At 69.8% G+C, this 19,185-nt stretch carries 20 protein-coding genes; 9 read left to right on the top strand and 11 right to left on the bottom strand.

The window, feature by feature from the left end:
- Positions 1–4: 4 nt before the first annotated feature.
- The 4 genes from ACI2L1_RS24120 to ACI2L1_RS24105 all read right to left on the bottom strand — a co-directional run bounded on the left by ACI2L1_RS24120 (position 5) and on the right by ACI2L1_RS24105 (position 2,456).
- Positions 5–523, bottom strand: a complete 519-nt coding sequence (locus ACI2L1_RS24120; protein ID WP_404741420.1) for a SixA phosphatase family protein — start codon at positions 521–523, stop codon at positions 5–7.
- Positions 524–588: 65 nt separating this feature from the next.
- Positions 589–795 carry a hypothetical protein gene (locus tag ACI2L1_RS24115; RefSeq protein WP_404741419.1) on the bottom strand — a complete coding sequence of 69 codons (207 nt, stop codon included), beginning with the start codon at positions 793–795 and terminating at the stop codon, positions 589–591.
- A 173-nt stretch (positions 796–968) separates the two neighbouring features.
- Complete coding sequence (locus tag ACI2L1_RS24110) at positions 969–1,085, bottom strand: SGM_5486 family transporter-associated protein (protein WP_404741418.1); 117 nt, start codon at positions 1,083–1,085, stop codon at positions 969–971.
- Between the two features lie 48 nt (positions 1,086–1,133).
- On the bottom strand, positions 1,134–2,456 hold the full coding sequence (locus ACI2L1_RS24105; protein WP_404741417.1) for a CynX/NimT family MFS transporter: 1,323 nt from the start codon (positions 2,454–2,456) through the stop codon (positions 1,134–1,136).
- An 82-nt stretch (positions 2,457–2,538) separates the two neighbouring features.
- On the opposite strand from ACI2L1_RS24105, the gene ACI2L1_RS24100 reads away from it, so the two are divergent.
- Positions 2,539–3,234: a FadR/GntR family transcriptional regulator gene (locus tag ACI2L1_RS24100; protein ID WP_404741416.1), complete on the top strand. Its 696-nt coding sequence runs from the start codon at positions 2,539–2,541 to the stop codon at positions 3,232–3,234.
- Here ACI2L1_RS24100 and ACI2L1_RS24095 read toward each other — a convergent pair.
- From ACI2L1_RS24095 to fabG, 3 genes are all read right to left on the bottom strand, one after another.
- Positions 3,209–3,562, bottom strand: coding sequence for a hypothetical protein (locus ACI2L1_RS24095; RefSeq protein WP_404741415.1), 354 nt, complete (start codon positions 3,560–3,562; stop codon positions 3,209–3,211). The genes ACI2L1_RS24100 and ACI2L1_RS24095 overlap by 26 nt on opposite strands.
- 151 nt (positions 3,563–3,713) lie before the next feature.
- Positions 3,714–4,481: an enoyl-ACP reductase FabI gene (fabI, locus tag ACI2L1_RS24090; protein WP_404741414.1), complete on the bottom strand. Its 768-nt coding sequence runs from the start codon at positions 4,479–4,481 to the stop codon at positions 3,714–3,716.
- Positions 4,482–4,486: 5 nt separating this feature from the next.
- Positions 4,487–5,206 (bottom strand): 3-oxoacyl-[acyl-carrier-protein] reductase, encoded by a 720-nt coding sequence (fabG, locus tag ACI2L1_RS24085; RefSeq protein WP_404741413.1) that lies wholly within the window; start codon positions 5,204–5,206, stop codon positions 4,487–4,489.
- 250 nt (positions 5,207–5,456) lie between these two features.
- Here fabG and ACI2L1_RS24080 point away from each other — a divergent pair, with 250 nt between their 5' ends.
- From ACI2L1_RS24080 to tyrS, 3 genes are read left to right on the top strand one after another with little or no spacing between them, the layout of a single operon-like run.
- Positions 5,457–6,980 carry a TldD/PmbA family protein gene (locus tag ACI2L1_RS24080; RefSeq protein ID WP_404741412.1) on the top strand — a complete coding sequence of 508 codons (1,524 nt, stop codon included), beginning with the start codon at positions 5,457–5,459 and terminating at the stop codon, positions 6,978–6,980.
- Positions 6,977–8,371 carry a metallopeptidase TldD-related protein gene (locus ACI2L1_RS24075; RefSeq protein WP_404741411.1) on the top strand — a complete coding sequence of 465 codons (1,395 nt, stop codon included), beginning with the start codon at positions 6,977–6,979 and terminating at the stop codon, positions 8,369–8,371. The genes ACI2L1_RS24080 and ACI2L1_RS24075 overlap by 4 nt, the downstream gene beginning before the upstream one ends.
- 57 nt (positions 8,372–8,428) lie before the next feature.
- Positions 8,429–9,697, top strand: a complete 1,269-nt coding sequence (tyrS, locus tag ACI2L1_RS24070; RefSeq protein WP_404741410.1) for a tyrosine--tRNA ligase — start codon at positions 8,429–8,431, stop codon at positions 9,695–9,697.
- Positions 9,698–9,761: 64 nt separating this feature from the next.
- Here the strand turns inward: tyrS and ACI2L1_RS24065 are convergent, their stop codons facing one another.
- Positions 9,762–10,043 (bottom strand): GlsB/YeaQ/YmgE family stress response membrane protein, encoded by a 282-nt coding sequence (locus ACI2L1_RS24065; protein WP_404741409.1) that lies wholly within the window; start codon positions 10,041–10,043, stop codon positions 9,762–9,764.
- Positions 10,044–10,289: 246 nt separating this feature from the next.
- Here ACI2L1_RS24065 and ACI2L1_RS24060 point away from each other — a divergent pair, with 246 nt between their 5' ends.
- Both ACI2L1_RS24060 and ACI2L1_RS24055 read left to right on the top strand, forming a co-directional pair.
- On the top strand, positions 10,290–10,688 hold the full coding sequence (locus ACI2L1_RS24060; protein WP_404741408.1) for a DUF3099 domain-containing protein: 399 nt from the start codon (positions 10,290–10,292) through the stop codon (positions 10,686–10,688).
- Positions 10,689–10,886: 198 nt separating this feature from the next.
- A complete protein-coding gene (locus tag ACI2L1_RS24055) occupies positions 10,887–11,105 on the top strand; it encodes a hypothetical protein (protein ID WP_404741407.1) in 219 nt (72 codons plus the stop codon).
- Here ACI2L1_RS24055 and moaA read toward each other — a convergent pair.
- The 3 genes from moaA to ACI2L1_RS24040 form a co-directional block, all read right to left on the bottom strand.
- Positions 11,102–12,091, bottom strand: a complete 990-nt coding sequence (gene moaA, locus ACI2L1_RS24050) for a GTP 3',8-cyclase MoaA (RefSeq protein ID WP_404741406.1) — start codon at positions 12,089–12,091, stop codon at positions 11,102–11,104. The two genes, ACI2L1_RS24055 and moaA, sit on opposite strands and share 4 nt — an antisense overlap.
- 156 nt (positions 12,092–12,247) lie before the next feature.
- Complete coding sequence (locus ACI2L1_RS24045; protein ID WP_404741405.1) at positions 12,248–13,867, bottom strand: cation acetate symporter; 1,620 nt, start codon at positions 13,865–13,867, stop codon at positions 12,248–12,250.
- A complete protein-coding gene (locus ACI2L1_RS24040) occupies positions 13,864–14,220 on the bottom strand; it encodes a DUF485 domain-containing protein (RefSeq protein ID WP_404741404.1) in 357 nt (118 codons plus the stop codon). The genes ACI2L1_RS24045 and ACI2L1_RS24040 overlap by 4 nt, the downstream gene beginning before the upstream one ends.
- A 252-nt stretch (positions 14,221–14,472) precedes the next feature.
- Here ACI2L1_RS24040 and ACI2L1_RS24035 point away from each other — a divergent pair, with 252 nt between their 5' ends.
- From ACI2L1_RS24035 to ACI2L1_RS24025, 3 genes are all read left to right on the top strand, one after another.
- Positions 14,473–16,029 (top strand): S8 family peptidase, encoded by a 1,557-nt coding sequence (locus ACI2L1_RS24035; RefSeq protein ID WP_404741403.1) that lies wholly within the window; start codon positions 14,473–14,475, stop codon positions 16,027–16,029.
- Between the two features lie 73 nt (positions 16,030–16,102).
- A complete protein-coding gene (locus tag ACI2L1_RS24030; RefSeq protein ID WP_404741402.1) occupies positions 16,103–17,668 on the top strand; it encodes a S8 family peptidase in 1,566 nt (521 codons plus the stop codon).
- 69 nt (positions 17,669–17,737) lie between these two features.
- Complete coding sequence (locus ACI2L1_RS24025; protein WP_404741401.1) at positions 17,738–19,108, top strand: CoA transferase; 1,371 nt, start codon at positions 17,738–17,740, stop codon at positions 19,106–19,108.
- Positions 19,109–19,185: the final 77 nt, after the last annotated feature.

Below are 19,185 nucleotides of genomic sequence, written 5' to 3'. Positions count from 1 at the left end.
GTCGTCAGTCGGACGGTGCCCAGTAGTCGACGAGGGTGGCCACACCGGGCTCCAGGGTCTTCCAGGAGCCGCTGAAGGTCAGGACGGCGAAGGCGGCGGCCGGGAAGCCGCGGCCGTTCATCCGCTCGCGGGCATCGCCTTCGGCGGCGCCGGCGAGGATGTCGGCGAGGCCCTGCACGCCCGGGTTGTGGCCGATCAGGACGGCGTTCTGCACGTCGTCCTGGGTCTCGTTGAGCACGGCGATCAGCTCGCCGGGCGAGGCCTCGTAGACCCGCTCCTCGTAGACGGTTTTCGGCCGGTGCGGGAACTCCTGCACGGCGAGCTTCCAGGTCTCACGGGTCCGGGTCGCGGTGGAGCAGAGGGCCAGGTCGAAGGGGATGCCGGAGTCGACCAGCCGCCGCCCGGCTTCCGCTGCTTCTTTTCGGCCCCGGTCGGCGAGCGGCCGCTCATGGTCGGTGACCTGTGGCCAGTCGGCTTTCGCATGCCGGAAAAGGACAATCCTGCGGGGTTCTGCGACGCTCATGGGATCCAGCTTCGCATGAAACAGGCCATGGGGCGCGGGTAGTTGACGGGCGGCTTCGTGGGTGCTCAGCGCGTTATCAGCCGCTGTACGTGCTCCAGGAACCGGGTGACGGCGGGGTCGCCGGAGGCCGCGTGCGCGTCGGAGGGGTTGAGGATGAGCGCCAGGAGCACGACGAAGGCGAGCGTCGGCAGGACGAGGGCCCACCAGGGCAGCCGGATGTCGACGCCGCCCCGGGACGCCGGGTGGGGCGGGGTGTGCGTAGGGGCCGACATGAGTGCCTCCGCTGGTCTTCGAGTCCCCGTGGTCCGCTGCTCGCGGTCACATCTCGAAGTTACGGAACCCGGGGCCCTCAACCCATCCGGAGATCCACCCAGTTGACCCTGACACTCACCCCCTAGGGGACAGGGGGTTAACCCCACCGCTGTCCCGGGGAGCGGTCACCGGATCAGGGTGAGGCGATCGTCGCGATGATCGCGATGACGACGAGGATGGCGAGGAACGAGCCGAAGACCAGCAGCATCTTCTTCTGGCCGTTCTGGGGGTTCGGGTCGAGCACTGGCATGCGGCCAGTCTCGCACCCCGGTCTCCTGCCCGGGCTGCCGGGGTGACCTCAGCGGGCCGCCTCGTCCTCCACCGTACGGTCCCGGCCGGCGAGCACCCCGACCGCCATCTGCGGGAGCATCAGGCCGACCATGAGCGCGATCGGCAGGCCCCAGCCGCCGCTGTGCTGGTAGAGCACGCCGACCAGAAGCGGTCCGGGGATGGAGATCAGATAGCCGGTGCTCTGCGCGAAGGCGGACAGCTGGGCCACACCCGCGCCGGTCTTCGCCCGCATCCCGACCATGGTGAGCGCCAGCGGGAACGCGCAGTTCGCGATGCCGAGCAGGACGGCCCAGGCCCAGGCGCCGCCGGCCGGGGCGAAGTACAGGCCCGTGTATCCGGCGAGGCCGCAGATGCCGAGCACGATCACGATCGGGCCCTGGTGCGGAAGCCGGGTGGCCACGCGCGGGATGACGAAGGCCAGGGGGACACCCATCACCATCGTGACGGCCAGCAGCAGTCCGGCGGTGCCCGCTGACACGCCCGCGTCCCGGAAGATCTGTGCCATCCAGCCCATGGTGATGTAGGCGGCGGTGGCCTGGAGCCCGAAGAATACGGCGAGGGCCCAGGCGGTCCGGCTCCGGGTGATCCGCAGCGCGGGCTGCTCCACGCGTGCGTGCATGTGCCGGACGGGGCCGGCGCCCTCCACGCGCGCGTGCACGCTGCCGACGGTGGATCCCGCTCCCTTGTCCCGTACGAGCGGAATCCACGGCAGTACGGCCGCCGCGGCCAGGCCCGCCCAGACCGCCAGCCCGGACTGCCAGCTCCCGCCGAGCGCCTCCGTCACGGGCACGGTCACGGCCGCCGCGGCCGCGGTGCCGAGCGCGAGGGCCATCGAGTACAGACCGGTCATGGAGCCGACCCGGTCCGGGAACCAGCGCTTGACGATGACCGGCATCAGGACGTTGCTGACGGCGATGCCCATGAGCGCGAGGGCGCTGGCGGCCAGGAAGCCCGCTGTGGAGCCCGTGTAGGGCCGTATGAGCAGACCTGTCGTGATGGCGACCATGCCCGCGCACACCACCGCACCCGCGCCGAAGCGGCGGGCCAGGCGTGGGGCCGTGACGCCGAAGACGGCGAAGCACAGCGGGGGCACCGAGGTGAGCAGGCCGGCCAGGCTGCCGCTCATGCCGAGTCCGTCACGCACCTCTTCGAGGAGGGCGCCGAGGCTGGTGATGGCGGGGCGGAGGTTGAGGGCGGACAGCACGATGCCGACGACGACCAGGCGCACCGCCCACGTGCGCGGGGTGGGCACCGCGGCTCCGTCCTCCGGTGCGGTGGCGGAAGGGTGTGCGGTCGTGGGCTTCAGTGTCCGGGTTTCCTCGCTCGCCATGACGCCCATCATAGAATCATGGGATGATTGGTTGTCCATCCTCGGGGCCCCCTCTTCCGTCCCGCCCGTGCGAAGGTGTGCCATGCCCCTGAGCCATCCCCGCCGCTCGGCGCTGTCCGAGCAGGTCATCGCCGCGCTGCGCAACCAGATCACCTCGGGCGAGTGGCCGGTCGGTTCCCGGATCCCGACCGAGCCCGAGCTGGTCGAGCAGCTGGGGGTGGCCCGCAACACCGTCCGCGAGGCCGTCCGCGCGCTCGCGCACAACGGTCTGCTGGACATCCGCCAGGGCTCGGGGACGTATGTCGTGGCCACCAGTGAGCTGGCGGGCGTGATGCACCGCCGTTTCGCCGACGCGGACCCGCGGCACGTCGCCGAGCTGCGTTCCACGCTGGAGTCGTCCGCGGCGCGGCTGGCCGCCGAGCGGCGCACCGAGAAGGACCTCAAGCAGCTCGACGCGCTCCTGGTACGGCGCGAGGAGGCCTGGGAGTCCGGCGACACGGAGGCCTTCGTGACCGCGGACGCCACCTTCCACCTGGCCGTGGTGGCCGCCTCGCACAACGAGGTGATGACCGAGATGTACGCGGACCTGGGCGAGGTGCTGCGGGACTGGCTGCGCGAGGACGTCGGCGAGGAGCTGACACCGGAGACGTACATGGAACACACCCGGCTCGTCGACGCGATCCGCGCGGGCGACGCCGTGGCCGCCGCCGAGGAGGCGGCCGGCTATCCCTTCCTGTGCCGTCCTGGACGGCTCAGCGCGCCAGCTTCCGGTGGCTGACCCACACCGACCGCACCTCTTTCCAGCACCGGCCGGTCAGGCGCACGGTCTGCGCGGGCCAGGCCTCGACCTGGGCGCCGTCGCTGTCGAGGTCCCACCACCGGTCGCACTCGATGTGCAGGCGGACGCCGTCGGTGCGTGGATACGGGTTGTGGCAGTAGGCGATCACCCGGGATCCGGTGACCCTGCTGAAGCAGGAGGCGCCGAACGGCTCCGGCGCGGCGGCTTCGCGTGCCGCCACGCGCGCGTGCGGCATCGCGTCGTACGGCAGGGACATCACGAGACAGACGGCTGCGGTCACTGAGGCCAGACTGCGGGACAGGCGCACAAGGGGACCTCCTCGGCCGTGCTGGGGAGGAAAGCGCGGGTGAACGCGTAATCCAGAGTGCCCAGTTGTGGACCGCCCGCGCCCGGCCGGGTAGGCCGAACGGGGGACGCCCCGCTCCTGGGGGAACGGGGCGTCGACGAGGTGCCGGAGATCAGGCTCCGATCGCGTGCAGACCGCCGTCCACGTGGATGATCTCGCCCGTGGTCTTCGGGAACCAGTCGCTCAACAGGGCGACGATGCCCTTGCCGGCCGGCTCCGGGTCCTTGAGGTCCCACTCCAGCGGGGAGCGGTTGTCCCACACGGAGGCAAGGTCGGCGAAGCCCGGGATGGACTTGGCGGCCATGGAGGCGAGCGGGCCCGCGGAGATGAGGTTGCAGCGGATGTTCTGCTTGCCCAGGTCGCGAGCGACGTAGCGGCTGGTGGCCTCCAGAGCGGCCTTGGCCGGGCCCATCCAGTCGTACTGCGGCCAGGCGTACTGCGCGTCGAAGGTGAGGCCGACGACCGAGCCGCCGTTCTGCATCAGCGGAAGGCAGGCCATGGTGAGCGACTTCAGGGAGTACGCCGAGACGTGCATGGCGGTGGCCACGGACTCGAACGGCGTGTTCAGGAAGTTGCCGCCGAGGGCGTCCTGCGGCGCGAAGCCGATGGAGTGCACGACACCGTCGAGGCCGCCGAGCTCCTCGCCCACGACATCCGCCAGCCGGCCCATGTGCTCGTCGTTGGTGACGTCGAGCTCGATGACCTTGGTGGGCTTGGGGAGTTTCCTGGCGATGCGCTCGGTCAGCGTGGGCCGCGGGAACGCGGTCAGGATGATCTCCGCGCCCTGCTCCTGGGCCAGCTTGGCGGCGTGGAAGGCGATGGAGGACTCCATCAGCACGCCGGTGATCAGGACGCGCTTGCCCTCGAGAATTCCGCTCATGGTGATCAGTGACCCATTCCCAGTCCGCCGTCAACGGGGATGACGGCTCCAGTGATGTACGAGGCGTCGTCCGAGGCGAGGAACCGCACCGTCGCGGCGACCTCCTCGGGCTGCGCGTACCGGCCGAGCGGCACCTGCTTCACGATGGCCGCGCGCTGCTCGTCGGTGAGCGCCTTGGTCATGTCGGTGTCGACGAAGCCGGGCGCGACGACGTTGAAGGTGAGGTTGCGCGAGCCCAACTCACGGGCGAGGGACCGCGCGAAGCCGACCAGCGCGGCCTTGGAGGCGGCGTAGTTGGCCTGGCCGGGGCCACCGTAGAGGCCGACGACCGAGGAGATCAGGACGACCCGGCCCTTCTTGGCGCGCAGCATGCCGCGGTTGGCGCGCTTGACCACTCGGAAGGTGCCGGTGAGGTTGGTGTCGATGACCGAGGTGAAGTCCTCCTCGGACATGCGCATCAGGAGCTGGTCCTTGGTGATGCCCGCGTTGGCGATCAGGACCTCGACCGGGCCGTGCTCGGCCTCGATCTCCTTGTAGGCCTGCTCCACCTGCTCGGAGTCGGTGATGTCGCACTTGACCGCCAGGCAGCCCAATTCCGTCAGGGCGGCCGGCGGCTCAGCCGAGCGGTACGTGATGGCGACCTTGTCGCCGGCGTCGGCGAAAGCGCGGGCGATGGCGAGGCCGATGCCCCGGTTGCCTCCGGTGACGAGAACCGAGCGGCTCAACGGATCACCCTTTCGATAGGGGTCTGACACACCCGCCCTCACACGTGGATGACAGGCGGCTTCTCCGAAAACCTATCGGGCCGCTCCCGCCGGAGGACATTCGGGCACCGACAGTGGCTTACGGGACTCGCTGTCGGGTCCCTACAGAAAGTTGCCGACGGCGGTCGGAAACGTGTGGTCCGCGGACCGGTGGCCGCGACATGATCGGGGCAACCGTCGCCCACCCTCACGCCGACAGGAAGAGACCCAGGTGCCTCATACCATCGACGAAGCCTTCACAGCGCTTCCCCTACGTGCCCTCGCCGACGCCGCGCTGGCACGCGCGCGTGCGCTCGGCGCCGAGCACGCGGACTTCCGGTTCGAGCGGGTGCGCAGCGCGTCCTGGCGGTTCAGGGACGCCAAGCCGTCCGGGTCCTCGGACACCACCGACCTCGGGTACGCGGTGCGGGTCGTGCACGGCGGCACCTGGGGCTTCGCGTCGGGCGTGGACCTGACGCTGGACGCCGCCGCCAAGGTCGCCTCGCAGGCCGTGGCCATGGCGAAGCTGTCCGCGCAGGTGATCCGCGCGGCCGGGTCGGACGAGCGGGTGGAGCTCGCCGGTGAGCCCGTGCACGCCGACCGGACGTGGATCTCGTCGTACGAGATCGATCCGTTCTCCGTGCCCGACGAGGAGAAGGCTGCGTTGCTCGCGGACTGGAGCGCGCGGCTGCTGGGGGCGAACGGGGTCAACCACGTCGACGCCTCGCTGCTCACCGTGCACGAGAACAAGTTCTACGCGGACACCGCGGGCACGGTCACCACGCAGCAGCGGGTCCGGCTGCATCCGTCCCTCACGGCCGTCTCGGTCGACGAGTCCAGCGGCGAGTTCGACTCCATGCGGACCATCGCGCCGCCGGTCGGACGCGGCTGGGAGTACCTCACAGGCACCGGCTGGGACTGGGACAGCGAACTGGAGCAGATCCCGGAGCTGCTTGCCGAGAAGATGCGGGCGCCCAGTGTCGAGGCGGGCCTGTACGACCTCGTCGTCGACCCGTCCAACCTGTGGCTGACCATCCACGAGTCCATCGGCCACGCCACCGAGCTGGACCGCGCCCTCGGCTACGAGGCCGCCTACGCCGGCACCTCCTTCGCCACCTTTGACCAACTCGGCAAGCTGCGCTACGGCTCCGAGCTGATGAACGTCACCGGTGACCGCACCGCCGAGCACGGGCTCGCCACCATCGGCTACGACGACGAGGGCGTCGCGGGCCAGTCCTGGGACCTGGTGAAGGACGGAACGCTCGTCGGCTACCAGCTGGACCGGCGGATCGCGAAGCTGACCGGCTTCGAGCGCTCCAACGGCTGCGCCTACGCCGACTCCCCCGGGCATGTCCCCGTGCAGCGCATGGCCAACGTGTCGCTCCAGCCGGACCCGGCCGGGATGTCCACCGAGGACCTGATCGGGAGCGTGGACCGCGGGATCTACGTCGTCGGGGACCGGTCCTGGTCGATCGACATGCAGCGCTACAACTTCCAGTTCACCGGCCAGCGGTTCTTCAGGATCGAGAACGGGCGGATCACCGGGCAGCTGCGGGACGTCGCCTACCAGGCGACCACCACCGACTTCTGGGGCTCGATGGCCGCGGTGGGCGGCCCGCAGACCTATGTCCTCGGCGGTGCCTTCAACTGCGGCAAGGCCCAGCCGGGGCAGGTCGCGGCGGTGTCGCACGGCTGCCCGTCCGCCCTCTTCAAGGGCGTCAACATTCTGAACACCACGCAGGAGGCCGGTCGATGAGCCCGCGTACGAACAAGCCGCACGAGATCGTCGAGCGCGCTCTCGCGCTGTCCCAGGCCGACGGCTGTGTCGTGATCGCCGACGAGCACTCGACCGCCAACCTGCGCTGGGCGGGCAACGCGCTCACCACGAACGGCGTCACGCGCGGGCGCACGCTCACGGTCGTCGCGACCGTCGACGGCAAGGAGGGCACCGCCTCCGGGGTGGTCTCCCGGTCCGCGGTGACCACGGACGAGCTGGAGCCGCTGGTGCGGGCCGCGGAGGCCGCCGCGCGCGGTGCCGGGCCCGCCGAGGACGCCCAGCCGCTGGTCACCGGGGTACCGGAGTCGCCCGACTTCACGGACGCACCCTCCGAGACCTCCTCGGCCGTCTTCGCCGACTTCGCTCCGGCGCTCGGCGAGTCCTTCGCACGCGCGCGTGCGGGTGGCCGCGAGCTGTACGGCTTCGCCAACCACGAGCTCGTCTCGACGTACCTGGGCACATCCACGGGGCTGCGGCTGCGCCACGACCAGCCCAACGGCACGCTGGAGCTCAACGCCAAGTCACCGGACCGTACGCGCTCGGCCTGGGCCGGACGCTCGACGCGGGACTTCAAGGACGTCGACCCGGCGGCGTTGGACGCCGAGCTCGCCGTACGCCTCGGATGGGCCGAGCGGCGCCACCAGCTGCCCGCCGGGCGGTACGAGACGCTGCTGCCGCCGACCGCGGTCGCCGATCTGCTGATCTACCAGCTGTGGTCGGCGTCGGGCCGGGACGCGGCCGAGGGGCGGACGGTGTTCTCCAAGCCGGGCGGCGGCACCCGGGTCGGTGAGGCGCTCACCGATCTGCCGCTGACGCTGCGCAGCGACCCGAACGAGCCCGGCCTTGAGACCGCGCCGTTCGTGGTCGCGCACTCCTCCGGAGGCGATCAGTCGGTGTTCGACAACGGCCTTCCGGTCGGGGCGACCGACTGGGTGAGGCAGGGCACGCTGGCGCATCTGACCACGACCCGGCACAGCGCGGGCCTGACCGGGCTTGCCGTCGCCCCGGCGATCGGCAACCTGATCCTGGACGGCGGCCAGGACCTCTCCCTGGAGGAGATGGTCGCGAACACCGAGCGCGGGCTGTTGCTGACCTGCCTCTGGTACATCCGCGAGGTCGACCCGGCCACGCTGCTGCTCACCGGGCTGACCCGGGACGGGGTGTACCTCGTCGAGAACGGCGAGGTGACCGGCGAGGTCAACAACTTCCGCTTCAACGAGTCACCGATCGGTCTGCTGGGGCGGGCGACGGAGGCGGGGCGGACGGAGAGGACGCTGCCGAGGGAGTGGAGCGACTGGTTCACCAGGGCCGCGATGCCGGCGCTGCGGGTGCCGGATTTCAATATGAGTTCTGTCAGTCAGGGCGTATAACCTCGTAGCCGGTAGTCACTCGACTGCCCGAGGATCTTCCGAGGAGATACGAGAACCGTGACGGACATCGTCGACGAGCTGAAGTGGCGAGGGCTGTGGGCCCTGTCCACTGACGAGGACGCTTTGCGCAAGGCGCTCGCGGACGGTCCCGTCACGTTCTATTGCGGTTTCGACCCCACGGCGGCCAGCCTGCACGTCGGTCACCTGGTCCAGGTGCTCACCATGCGCCGGCTCCAGCAGGCCGGTCTGCGCCCGCTGGCCCTGGTGGGCGGGGCGACCGGCCAGATCGGCGACCCGCGGCCCACGGCGGAGCGCACGCTGAACGACCCGGAGACGGTCGCGAACTGGGTCACCCGGCTGCGCGCGCAGATCGAGCCGTTCCTGTCCTTCGAGGGTGAGAACGCCGCGGTCATGGTGAACAACCTGGACTGGACGGCCGGGATGTCGGCCATCGAGTTCCTGCGGGACATCGGCAAGCACTTCCGCGTCAACAAGATGCTCACCAAGGACTCGGTCGCGCGCCGGCTGGAGTCCCAGGAGGGCATCAGCTACACGGAGTTCAGCTACCAGCTGCTCCAGGGCATGGACTTCCTGGAGCTGTACCGGCGGTACGGCTGCACGCTGCAGCAGGGCGGCAGCGACCAGTGGGGCAACCTCACGGCGGGTCTCGATCTGATCCACCGGCTGGAGCCCGAGGCATCGGCGCACTGTCTGGCGACGCCGCTGATGGTCAAGGCGGACGGCACCAAGTTCGGCAAGACCGAGGGCGGGGCCGTCTGGCTCGACCCGGAGATGACGACGCCGTACGCGTTCTACCAGTTCTGGCTGAACGTCGACGACCGGGACATCTCGACGTACATGCGCATCCTGTCCTTCAGGACCCGTGCGGAGCTGGAGGAGCTGGAGCAGCAGACCGAGGAGCGTCCGCAGGCCCGTGCCGCGCAGCGGGCGCTGGCCGAGGAGCTGACGACGCTGGTGCACGGCGCCGACCAGACGGCCGCGGTGATCGCCGCGAGCCGGGCCCTCTTCGGGCAGGGCGAGCTGGCGGAGCTGGACGAGAAGACGCTGACCGCGGCGCTCTCCGAGGTGCCGCATGTCCAGGTCACCGAGCCGGGCCTGGTGGTGGATCTGTTCGCCGAGGTCGGGCTGGTCGCGAGCAAGTCGGCGGCGCGGCGGACGGTGAAGGAGGGCGGTGCCTACGTGAACAACGTCAAGGTCTCGGCCGAGGACGCCGTTCCCGCCAAGGAGGATCTGCTGCACGGACGTTGGCTGGTGCTGCGCCGGGGCAAGAAGAACCTGGCGGCGGTCGAGGTCACCTCGGCCTAGGTCCTGAGCACGGCGGAAGGGGGCGCCTCTCCCGTTGGAGGGCGCCCCCTTCGTCGTACGGCTCTCAGGTCCTCCGGTGTTTCCTCTTGCCCAGCGTCGCCATGTAGAGCATGTCTCCCACGGCCACGATGATCACCGCGGCGATCAGCTGGAACACGTGGCGGCTCCAGTCGATGCCGGAGGTCTCGTCCACGCCGAACCCGCGTGCCATCGCGTTTCCGGCGACGGCGCCGAGCATGCCGAAGATGGTGGTCAGCCAGAGGGGACTGTGTTGTTTCCCGGGGATGATCGCCTTCGCGATGAGACCCAGCACGAATCCCACGATGATCGCCCACAACCAGCCCATGGCTGCCTCCTCGTACGGCTCGACGTGAGCATTACGGCCAGTGTCGGTCCGTTCGCGCTACGGCGCATGTCGGGTACGGCCGTACACGCGTCGAGCGAGGGTGTTCGCGCCGGTGGGAGGTGCCCCGGTCTCGTAGGCGACGCAGACGCGGCGTAACGTGGGAACTGTCCTGGCCCGGTGTCCCCACCGGGGTGGGGAGCGGATACGGGGCGGGGAGGGTCCGATGCGGGCGGATGGTGGAATGTGATGCGGAAGCAGCATGGCGGCGGCAGCGCCCAGGTGTTCCGGATCACCGGAGCCCGGACCGGCCTTCAGGAGGACGTGCGCGGGCGTCAGCGCCGGTACGTCATCTCGATGACGGTTCGTACGCTGTCCGTGGTGCTCGCGGCCACCCTCTGGAATGTCGAACGGCACGTGGCGATCGTTGCGCTGGTGCTCGGGGCGGTTCTGCCCTATATCGCCGTAGTCATCGCCAACGCCGGGCGGGAGAACGCGCCGTCGCTGCCCTCGACGTTCGTGACCGCTCCGGCCCGGCCGATGATCATGCCGCCGCGGGAGGACGGGGACTTCGCGGAACCGGTGCCGGAAGACGGTGCGGCCGGGTCGACGTCGGGTGTACGGGGCGAGCCGCACGAGCGGACGTGAGGGGTTTCCTCCGTACCAAGCTCAAGAAAAGCTCAGATCAATCATGTTGTTCCAGTGCCGGGCCAAGGGTTCCCCGTGACATACTTCGTACGCGCTCCGCATCCCCCGTCGGAGCGACAGACCGACGCCGGGCAGCTCCCCCCGTGGCTGCTCGGCGTCGCCTTTTCCTCCGCTTTCCCTCGCTTGTGAGACACCTCTGTGAGTGACGAGACACCGATCTGCTCCGCGAAGGGCTGCCGTACCGACGCCGTGTGGGTGCTCGCGTGGAACAACCCGAAGATTCACACGCCGGAGCGGCGGAAGACATGGCTGGCCTGTGAGGAGCACCGGGAGCATCTGTCGCAGTTTCTCGGGGTTCGCGGGTTCCTGAAGGATGTCGTGAAGTTCGAGGAGTGGCAGGCGCCCGAAGGGGCCTAACCCCCGATCGCCGACATCGGCCGGTCCGGCTGGACGAACGTCGGGTCGTCCAGGCCCGCGCCGGCCTTCTTGCCCCACATCGCCTCGCGCCAGATGCGGGAGATCTCCTCGTCACCGGCGTCGGAGCGCAGTGCCGCTCGCAGGTCGGTCTCCTCGCGGGCGAACAGGCAGTTGCGTATCTGGCCGTCGGCCGTCAGGCGGGTGCGGTCGCAGGCGGCGCAGAACGGGCGGGTGACCGAGGCGATGACGCCCACGACATGCGGACCGCCGTCGACCAGCCAGCGCTCCGCGGGAGCCGAGCCGCGCTCCTCAGCGCCCTCCTCGGTGAGGTCGAAGCGGGTGCGCAGGGAGGTCAGGATGTCCCCGGCGGTGATCATGCCGTCGCGCTTCCAGCCGTGCTGGGCGTCCAGGGGCATCTGCTCGATGAAGCGCAGTTCGTAGTCGTGCTCCACGGCCCAGGCCAGGAGGTCCGGGGCCTCGTCGTCGTTCAGACCCGGCATCAGGACGGTGTTCACCTTGACGGGGGTCAGGCCTGCCTCGCGTGCGGCGTCCAGACCGTCCAGGACGTCCTGGTGGCGGTTGCGGCGGGTGAGTGTCTTGAAGACGTCCGGACGCAGGGTGTCGAGGGAGACGTTGACCCGGTCCAGGCCCGCCGCCTTCAGGGCCTTCGCGGTGCGCCGCAGGCCGATGCCGTTGGTGGTGAGGGACATCTGGGGGCGGGGCCGGAGGGCCGCGACGCGCTCGACGATGCCGACCAGGCCGGGGCGCAGCAGGGGCTCGCCGCCGGTGAAACGGACCTCCTCGATACCGAGGGAGGTGACGGCGATGTCGATCAGGCGGACGATCTCGTCGTCGGTGAGCAGGTCCGGCTTGGCCAGCCACTGCAGGCCCTCTTCCGGCATGCAGTAGGTGCACCGCAGATTGCACCGGTCGGTCAGCGAGACTCTCAGGTCGGTGGCAACCCGGCCATAGGTGTCGATGAGCACGTGGGCCCCCTCCCTCGTCGCGGATCAGTGCCGGATCCATCATTTTCCGTCACTTGCGAGCCTACGTGACGTCACTGACATCGACAGTGCCCGATCCCACGACGTACGAAGCGGCCGTGTCGTAGGTCTCTACGACACGGCCGCTCAGGGGGTGGGTCAGTGGGCGCCGGTGCCGGTCAGGGACCGGACCTCCAGCTCCGCGTACTTGCCCTTGTCCGGCTCCTCCTTGGAGAGGTAGGTGCCGATGATGCCGAGCAGGAAGCCGACCGGGATCGAGATGATGCCCGGGTTCTCCAGCGGGAACCAGTGGAAGTCGACGTCCGGGAACATCGAGGTGGGCTTGCCGGAGACGACCGGCGAGAACAGCACCAGGCCGACCGCCGAGACGAGACCGCCGTAGATCGACCACAGGGCGCCGGAAGTGGTGAACCGCTTCCAGAAGAGGCTGTAGATGATCGTGGGCAGGTTTGCCGAGGCGGCGACCGCGAAGGCCAGGGCGACGAGTCCGGCGACGTTGAGGTCGCGGGCGAGGGCGCCCAGCAGGATGGAGACGGCGCCGATGCCGATGGTGGCCCAGCGGGCCGCGCCGATCTCCTGCTTCTCGGTGGCCTGGCCCTTCTTGATGACGTTCGCGTAGATGTCGTGCGCGAAGGACGAGGACGAGGCCAGGGTGAGGCCGGCGACGACGGCGAGGATCGTGGCGAAGGCGACCGCCGAGATGGTGGCCAGCAGGATCGCTCCCCAGTTGGAGTCGACGCCGCCCAGATGCAGTGCCAGGAGGGGCGCCGCCGTGTTGCCCGCCTTGTTGGAGGCGATGATCTCGTCCGGCTTGATGAGCGCGGCGGCACCGAAGCCGAGGGCGAGCGTCATCAGGTAGAAGGCGCCGATCAGGCCGATGGCCCAGAGGACCGACTTACGGGCGGCCTTGGCGGTGGGCACCGTGTAGAAGCGGATCAGGATGTGCGGCAGACCGGCGGTGCCGAGGACCAGGGCGATGCCGAGGGAGATGAAGTCCAGCTTGGTGGTGCTGGTGGCGCCGTACTTCAGGCCGGGCTCCAGGAAGGCGGCGCCCTTGCCGCTGTTGTCGGCGGCCGAGCCGAGCAGGTCGGAGATGTTGAAGTTGAACTTCAGCAGCACCAGGAAGGTCAGCAGCAGGGCGCCCGCGATCAGGAGGACGGCCTTGACCATCTGGACCCAGGTGGTGCCCTTCATGCCGCCGATGGTGACGTAGACGATCATCAGGACGCCGACCAGGGCAACGATGCCGATCTTGCCCGCGTCGGAGGTGATGCCGAGCAGCAGCGAGACGAGGACGCCGGCGCCGGCCATCTGGGCCAGGAGGTAGAAGATCGAGACGACGATCGTGGAGGTGCCGGCCGCGGTGCGGACCGGGCGCTGGCGCATCCGGTAGGCGAGTACGTCACCCATCGTGTAGCGGCCGGAGTTGCGCAGCGGTTCGGCGACCAGGAGCAGGGCGACGAGCCAGGCGACCAGGAAGCCGATGGAGTAGAGGAAGCCGTCGTAACCGAACAGGGCGATGGCGCCCGCGATGCCGAGGAAGGACGCGGCGGACATGTAGTCGCCGGAGACGGCGAGGCCGTTCTGGAAACCGGTGAACTGCCGTCCGCCCGCATAGAAGTCGGAGGCGTCCTTGGTCTGGCGTCCGGCCCAGACCGTGATGACGAGGGTCGCGACGACGAAGACCGCGAACAGGCTGATGATCAGCGGCCGGTGCTCGCTGGCCTCGCCGGCCGCCAGGGTGATCGCGGGGCTCATGCGCCGCCCTCCATCCGGGACTTGATCGCCTCGGCCTTGGGGTCGAACTTGGCGGCGGCCACGCGCGCGTACCACCAGGCGATGAGGAACGTGGTCAGGAACTGGGCGAGACCAAGGGCCAGGGCGACGTTGATGTTGCCGAAGAGCTTGGTGCCCATGAAGTCGCCCGCGTAGTTGGACAGCAGGACGTACAGCAGATACCAGGCGATGAAGCCGACGGTCAGCGGAAAGGCGAACGAGCGGTAGGAGCGGCGCAGTTCACCGAACTCCGCGCTCTCCTGCACCTCGGTGAACTCCGCGGTGGTGGGGAGTTTGTGCTGCTCTTTCGAGGGGGGCGGTGCGTCGGTGGACACGGAGTCTCCTCGTGTTGCGGGTGCGGTTGTGACGGGGATCGGGGGCGAGTGTCCTCGCGTTCCCTGTTCAAGGTCACGGCGCCGCGCTCGGACCGGTTCAACTCGCTTTGCTTCTTTCCGAACTCACCTTGGGGAAGTCATTGCTGGCCAGCGACTTCGGAAGATAGCTTCGGCCTGCACCACCCGTCATGTACCTGCCCGGACGACACCTGTGTCTCGGGCGGTTTCGTTTCCGGATGATGTGGAGACCCCATGTCCCAGCCGCGTTCCAGACGTTCCATACGTTCAAGACGTTCCAGGCACCGTCTCGCGCTCGCCGTCCCGGTCGTGCTGTCCCTCACGGCCTCGCTCGGCTTCCTGCCCTCGGCGGCCTCCGCCGTCCCGGCCGCTCAGGCCACGGCCCAGGCCGCGGACGAGACGAGTCTGTCGTACGTCGTCAACACCAAGGTGGACCACCGCACGATCGCCTCGGTGAAGAAGGCGATACCGGCGGCCGGCGGCACCGTCGTGATCGCGTACGAGAAGATCGGCGTGATCGTCGTCCACTCGTCGAACCCCGACTTCGCCAAGACGATCCGCAAGGTCCGCGGGGTGCAGTCCGCAGGTGCCACGCGTACCTCGGCGCTGACCCCGGCGGGCACGACGGACGAGGGCGCGGTCCAGGTCCTGTCGGCCGCTCAGGCCTCGAAGGTCGCGAAGGCCTCGGCAGCGACACCGGACAGTGAGCCTCTTGAGGCCGACCAGTGGGACCTGCGTGCGATAGGCGCCGACAAGGCGGCCAAGATCAACCCCGGCAGCCGCAAGGTGACCGTCGCCGTGATCGACACCGGCGTCGACGACACCCACCCCGACATCGCGCCGAACTTCTCCGCCTCCCAGTCCGCCAACTGCGACGGCGGTGTCCCGGACACCAGTGAGGGCGCCTGGCGGCCGTACACCGCGGACGACTACCACGGGACGCACGTGGCCGGTGAGATCGCCGCGGCCCGCAACGGCATAGGCGTGGCCGGGGTCGCCCCCGGCGTGAAGGTCTCCGCCATCAACGTGACCGACCGGAGCAACGGCCTCTTCTACCCCGAGAGCGTCGTGTGCGCGTTCGTGTTCGCCGCCGACCACGGCGTCGAGATCACGAACAACAGCTACTACGTTGATCCATGGCTGTACAACTGCATGGACGATCCAGATCAGCGGGCCATCGTCGATGCGGTCAACAGGGCTCAGCTGTACGCGCAGCACAAGGGCACGCTCAACCTGGCGTCGGCGGGCAACTCCAACCACGATCTGGACTCCGACTCGATCGTCGACGCCTCCAGCCCCGACGATTCGACGCCGGTGGAGCGCACCGTGGACCCGCACGAGTGCTTCGACGTGCCGACGCAGCTGCCCGGTGTTGTCACGGTCAGCGCGACGGGCGTCAAGAACCTCAAGTCGTACTACTCCTCGTACGGCAAGGGTGTCATCGACGTCGCGGCTCCCGGTGGCGACCGGCTCTACCAGATCCCGGACACGCCGTCGCAGAACGGTCGCATCCTGTCCACCATGCCGAACGGCGAGTACGGCTTCCTGCAGGGCACGTCCATGGCCTCGCCGCACGCCGCGGGCGTCGCCGCGCTGCTGAAGTCGACGCACCCCAAGGCGAGCCCGGCCCAGTTGCAGGCCCTGCTCAAGGCACAGGCGGACGCGACGAGTTGCCCGACGTCCTACGACCAGAACGGCGACGGCACCCAGGACGCGGTGTGCGAGGGCGGCACCAGGGTCAACGGTTTCTACGGCTTCGGCATCGTCAACGCGCTGCGCGCGGTCAAGTGACCCGCCGGACAGCAGCCCCCGTACCACCCCGCACGGACCGCTCGTTCCGCGAACGAACTGGAGACACCTCATCATGACAGGGCCTCACCCGCGCTTTCGGCGCGCGATCGCGATCCCGCTCGGTATGACCATGGCGACAGCTGTGGCGTTCCTGCCGGGCACCACGGCGGCCGCGGCCGGCCTGCCCGGCACCGCGGCCGGCGTCACCGGCGCCGTGAACGACGTCCTTGCCTCCGCCGACGCGGACGGGACGGCGCTCAGCTACGTCGTCAACGTCCGCTCCGGGCACGGTCCTTCCGCCCAGGTGAAGAAGGCCATCGCCCAGGCCGGCGGGACGATCGTGACGTCGTACGACAAGATCGGCGTGATCGTCGTCCACTCGTCGAACCCCGACTTCGCCAAGACGATCCGCAAGGTCCGCGGGGTCGAGTCGGCGGGCAACACCCGCAACGCGCCGCTGCCCGCCCAGTCGACGACCGACGAGGGGACGCCGAAGGCGCTCAGCTCGGCGCAGATGGCCGCCGCGCAGGCCGCCGCCGACGCCGGCCAGGACCCCCTGGAGTCGTTGCAGTGGGACCTGCCCGCCATCAAGGCGGACAAGGCGCACGAGAAGTCGCTCGGCAGCAGCAAGGTGACCGTGGCCGTGATCGACACGGGCGTGGACGACACCCACCCGGATCTCGCACCGAACTTCGACCGGGCCGCCTCGGTCAACTGTGTGACGGGCAAGCCGGACACCACCGACGGGGCGTGGCGGCCGAGCGCGGCGGAGAGTCCGCACGGCACGCACGTGGCCGGTGAGATCGCGGCCGCCAAGAACGGCGTCGGCATGACGGGCGTGGCTCCCGGTGTGAAGGTGGCCGGCATCAAGGTGTCGACCACCGCCGGCTACTTCTACACGGAGGCCGTGGTCTGCGGCTTCATGTGGGCGGCCACCCATGGCGTCGACGTCACCAACAACAGCTATTACACCGACCCCTGGTACTTCAACTGCACGGACGACCCGGACCAGAAGGCGCTGGTGGACGCGATCACCCGGGCCTCGCGGTACGCGGAGAAGCGGGGTGTGGTCAACGTCGCGGCGGCCGGCAACGAGAACTACGACCTGGCGGCCGACGAGATCACCGACCCGGTCTCGCCGAACGACGGCACTCCGTCGGACCGGGTGATCGACCCGTCGGAGTGCTTCGACATACCGACCCAGCTGCCGGGTGTCGTGACGGTCGCGGCGACCGGTGCGAAGGGCATCAAGTCGTCGTTCTCCAACCACGGCCTGGGCGTCATCGACGTGGCCGCGCCGGGCGGCGACTCGACGGCCTACCAGACGCCCCAGCCGCCCGCGACCAGCGGACTGATCCTGGGCACGCTGCCCGGCGGCAAGTGGGGCTACATGGCCGGTACGTCGATGGCGTCGCCGCACGCCGCGGCCGTGGCGGCCCTGATCAAGTCGACGCATCCGTACGCCCCGCCGGCCCTGGTGAAGGCGCTGCTGTACGCGGAGGCCGACGCCACGCCGTGCACGGACCCGTACGACATCAACGGCGACGGCAAGGTCGACGCGGTGTGTGAGGGGTCGAAGAACCGCAACGGTTTCTACGGCTGGGGCACGGTGGACGCTCTGGACGCGGTGACGAAGTAGCCGTGTGGACGTGATGACCGATCAAGGTCCGTTCATATATTGATTCAGTCAATACTGCAGAGTGCAGTCATGACTGGAATCAAGTTTGTGGTGCGGGAAGGCGCTCTTCAGGGGCGCCTTCCCGTGCGAGAGCTTGCACGGGCCTGTGTAGGTGCGTGCGCACGGGCCGCCGCCGAGCTGGGGGCGCGACGGGCCGGACTCGGCGAGGTGCCCGCGGTGCGGGTGGACGACGGGGCAGTGGCCGCCGCCTTCCTGAGCGAGCGTCATCTGTTGATCGATGGACGCGCGCCGGTCAACTTCGCACCGTTGTCACGGTTCTGGCGGACTGCCGACGGATGGGTGCGGACGCACGCCAACTATCCGCACCACCGCGCGCGACTCCTGGACGCACTCGGGGTGCCGGACGACGTGGCGGCCGTCGAGGCGGCGCTCGCCGAGAGGTCCGCCCTGGACATCGAGGAAACGGTGTACGCCGCCGGGGGGCTCGCCGTGGCCCTGCGCTCTCCCGAGGGATGGGCCGCGCACCCTCAGGCGGCCGAGGTGGCGAGGCGTCCGCTGGTCGAAGAGGGGCGGCTGGATGCGGCACGCGCGCGTACGCTCGCCCCGGTCCGCACCTCTCCCCTGTTGCCGGCCGCCGGACTGCGGGTCCTGGACCTGACGCGGGTTCTGGCGGGTCCGGTCGCCACCCGGACACTCGCGCTGCTGGGCGCGGACGTGCTGCGCGTGGACGCACCGCGGCTTCCCGAACTGCCGGACCAGCACGCGGACACCGGCTTCGGGAAACGGTCGGCGCCGCTCGACCTGGCGGGCGACCGGCAGACCTTCGAGGAGCTCCTCGCGGCGGCGGACGTGGTCGTCACCGGGTACCGGCCAGGCGCGCTGGACCGGTTCGGGCTGTCGCCGGAGGCGTTGGCGGAGCGGCGGCCCGGGGTGGTCGTGGCACAGCTGTCGGCGTGGGGCGACTACGGGCCGTGGCGTGAGCGGCGGGGCTTCGACAGCCTCGTGCAGGCGGCCACCGGGATCGCCGCGCTGGAGGGCTCGATGGAACGTCCCGGCGCGCTGCCCGCGCAGGCCCTCGACCACGGGACGGGATATCTCCTGGCGGCTGCCGTGCTGCGGGCTCTGTCCGAGCAGTCGAAGGAGGGCGGAAGCCGGTTCGTACGGCTTGCGTTGGCGCGGACGGCGCGGTGGCTGACGGACGGGGTGGGTGCGGGTGACAGCGAGGGCGGTGCGTACGACGGACCCGCGTACCGGCGCGGGGTGGCGCCCGGCCATGCCGAGAGCGAGCCGTACGGCGGTCCTGACCCCTGGCTGTCGGAGACGGACAGCGCGCTCGGGCGGCTGCGGTACGCCCTGCCGCCGGTCTCCTTCGAGGGCGGTCCGGTGGACTGGGCCCGGCCGCCGGTGCCCTGGGGCACGGATACCGCCATCTGGGTGTGAGGCGACGCGGCGGGTTCGGGACGGCGCGGCGGGGCCGGATCTGAACCGGCGCCCGGGTCGGAGACGTACCGGTGGGC

The organism is Streptomyces sp. NPDC019531, from assembly GCF_044903305.1.
GTDB lineage: Bacteria > Actinomycetota > Actinomycetes > Streptomycetales > Streptomycetaceae > Streptomyces.
Note: the sequence above shows the minus strand (reverse complement) of the source record. Positions and strands in the feature narration are given on the sequence as shown.

Excerpts from the sequence above, each read along its gene's own strand:
- ACI2L1_RS24120 (WP_404741420.1), bottom strand. The coding sequence starts at position 523 with ATGAGCGTCGCAGAACCCCGCAGGATTGTCCTTTTCCGGCATGCGAAA.
- ACI2L1_RS24115 (WP_404741419.1), bottom strand. The coding sequence starts at position 795 with ATGTCGGCCCCTACGCACACCCCGCCCCACCCGGCGTCCCGGGGCGGC.
- ACI2L1_RS24110 (WP_404741418.1), bottom strand. The coding sequence starts at position 1,085 with ATGCCAGTGCTCGACCCGAACCCCCAGAACGGCCAGAAGAAGATGCTG.
- ACI2L1_RS24105 (WP_404741417.1), bottom strand. The coding sequence starts at position 2,456 with ATGGCGAGCGAGGAAACCCGGACACTGAAGCCCACGACCGCACACCCT.
- ACI2L1_RS24100 (WP_404741416.1), top strand. The coding sequence starts at position 2,539 with ATGCCCCTGAGCCATCCCCGCCGCTCGGCGCTGTCCGAGCAGGTCATC.
- fabI (WP_404741414.1), bottom strand. The coding sequence starts at position 4,481 with ATGAGCGGAATTCTCGAGGGCAAGCGCGTCCTGATCACCGGCGTGCTG.
- ACI2L1_RS24075 (WP_404741411.1), top strand. The coding sequence starts at position 6,977 with ATGAGCCCGCGTACGAACAAGCCGCACGAGATCGTCGAGCGCGCTCTC.
- ACI2L1_RS24065 (WP_404741409.1), bottom strand. The coding sequence starts at position 10,043 with ATGGGCTGGTTGTGGGCGATCATCGTGGGATTCGTGCTGGGTCTCATC.
- ACI2L1_RS24060 (WP_404741408.1), top strand. The coding sequence starts at position 10,290 with ATGCGGAAGCAGCATGGCGGCGGCAGCGCCCAGGTGTTCCGGATCACC.
- ACI2L1_RS24045 (WP_404741405.1), bottom strand. The coding sequence starts at position 13,867 with ATGAGCCCCGCGATCACCCTGGCGGCCGGCGAGGCCAGCGAGCACCGG.
- ACI2L1_RS24035 (WP_404741403.1), top strand. The coding sequence starts at position 14,473 with ATGTCCCAGCCGCGTTCCAGACGTTCCATACGTTCAAGACGTTCCAGG.
- ACI2L1_RS24030 (WP_404741402.1), top strand. The coding sequence starts at position 16,103 with ATGACAGGGCCTCACCCGCGCTTTCGGCGCGCGATCGCGATCCCGCTC.
- ACI2L1_RS24025 (WP_404741401.1), top strand. The coding sequence starts at position 17,738 with ATGACTGGAATCAAGTTTGTGGTGCGGGAAGGCGCTCTTCAGGGGCGC.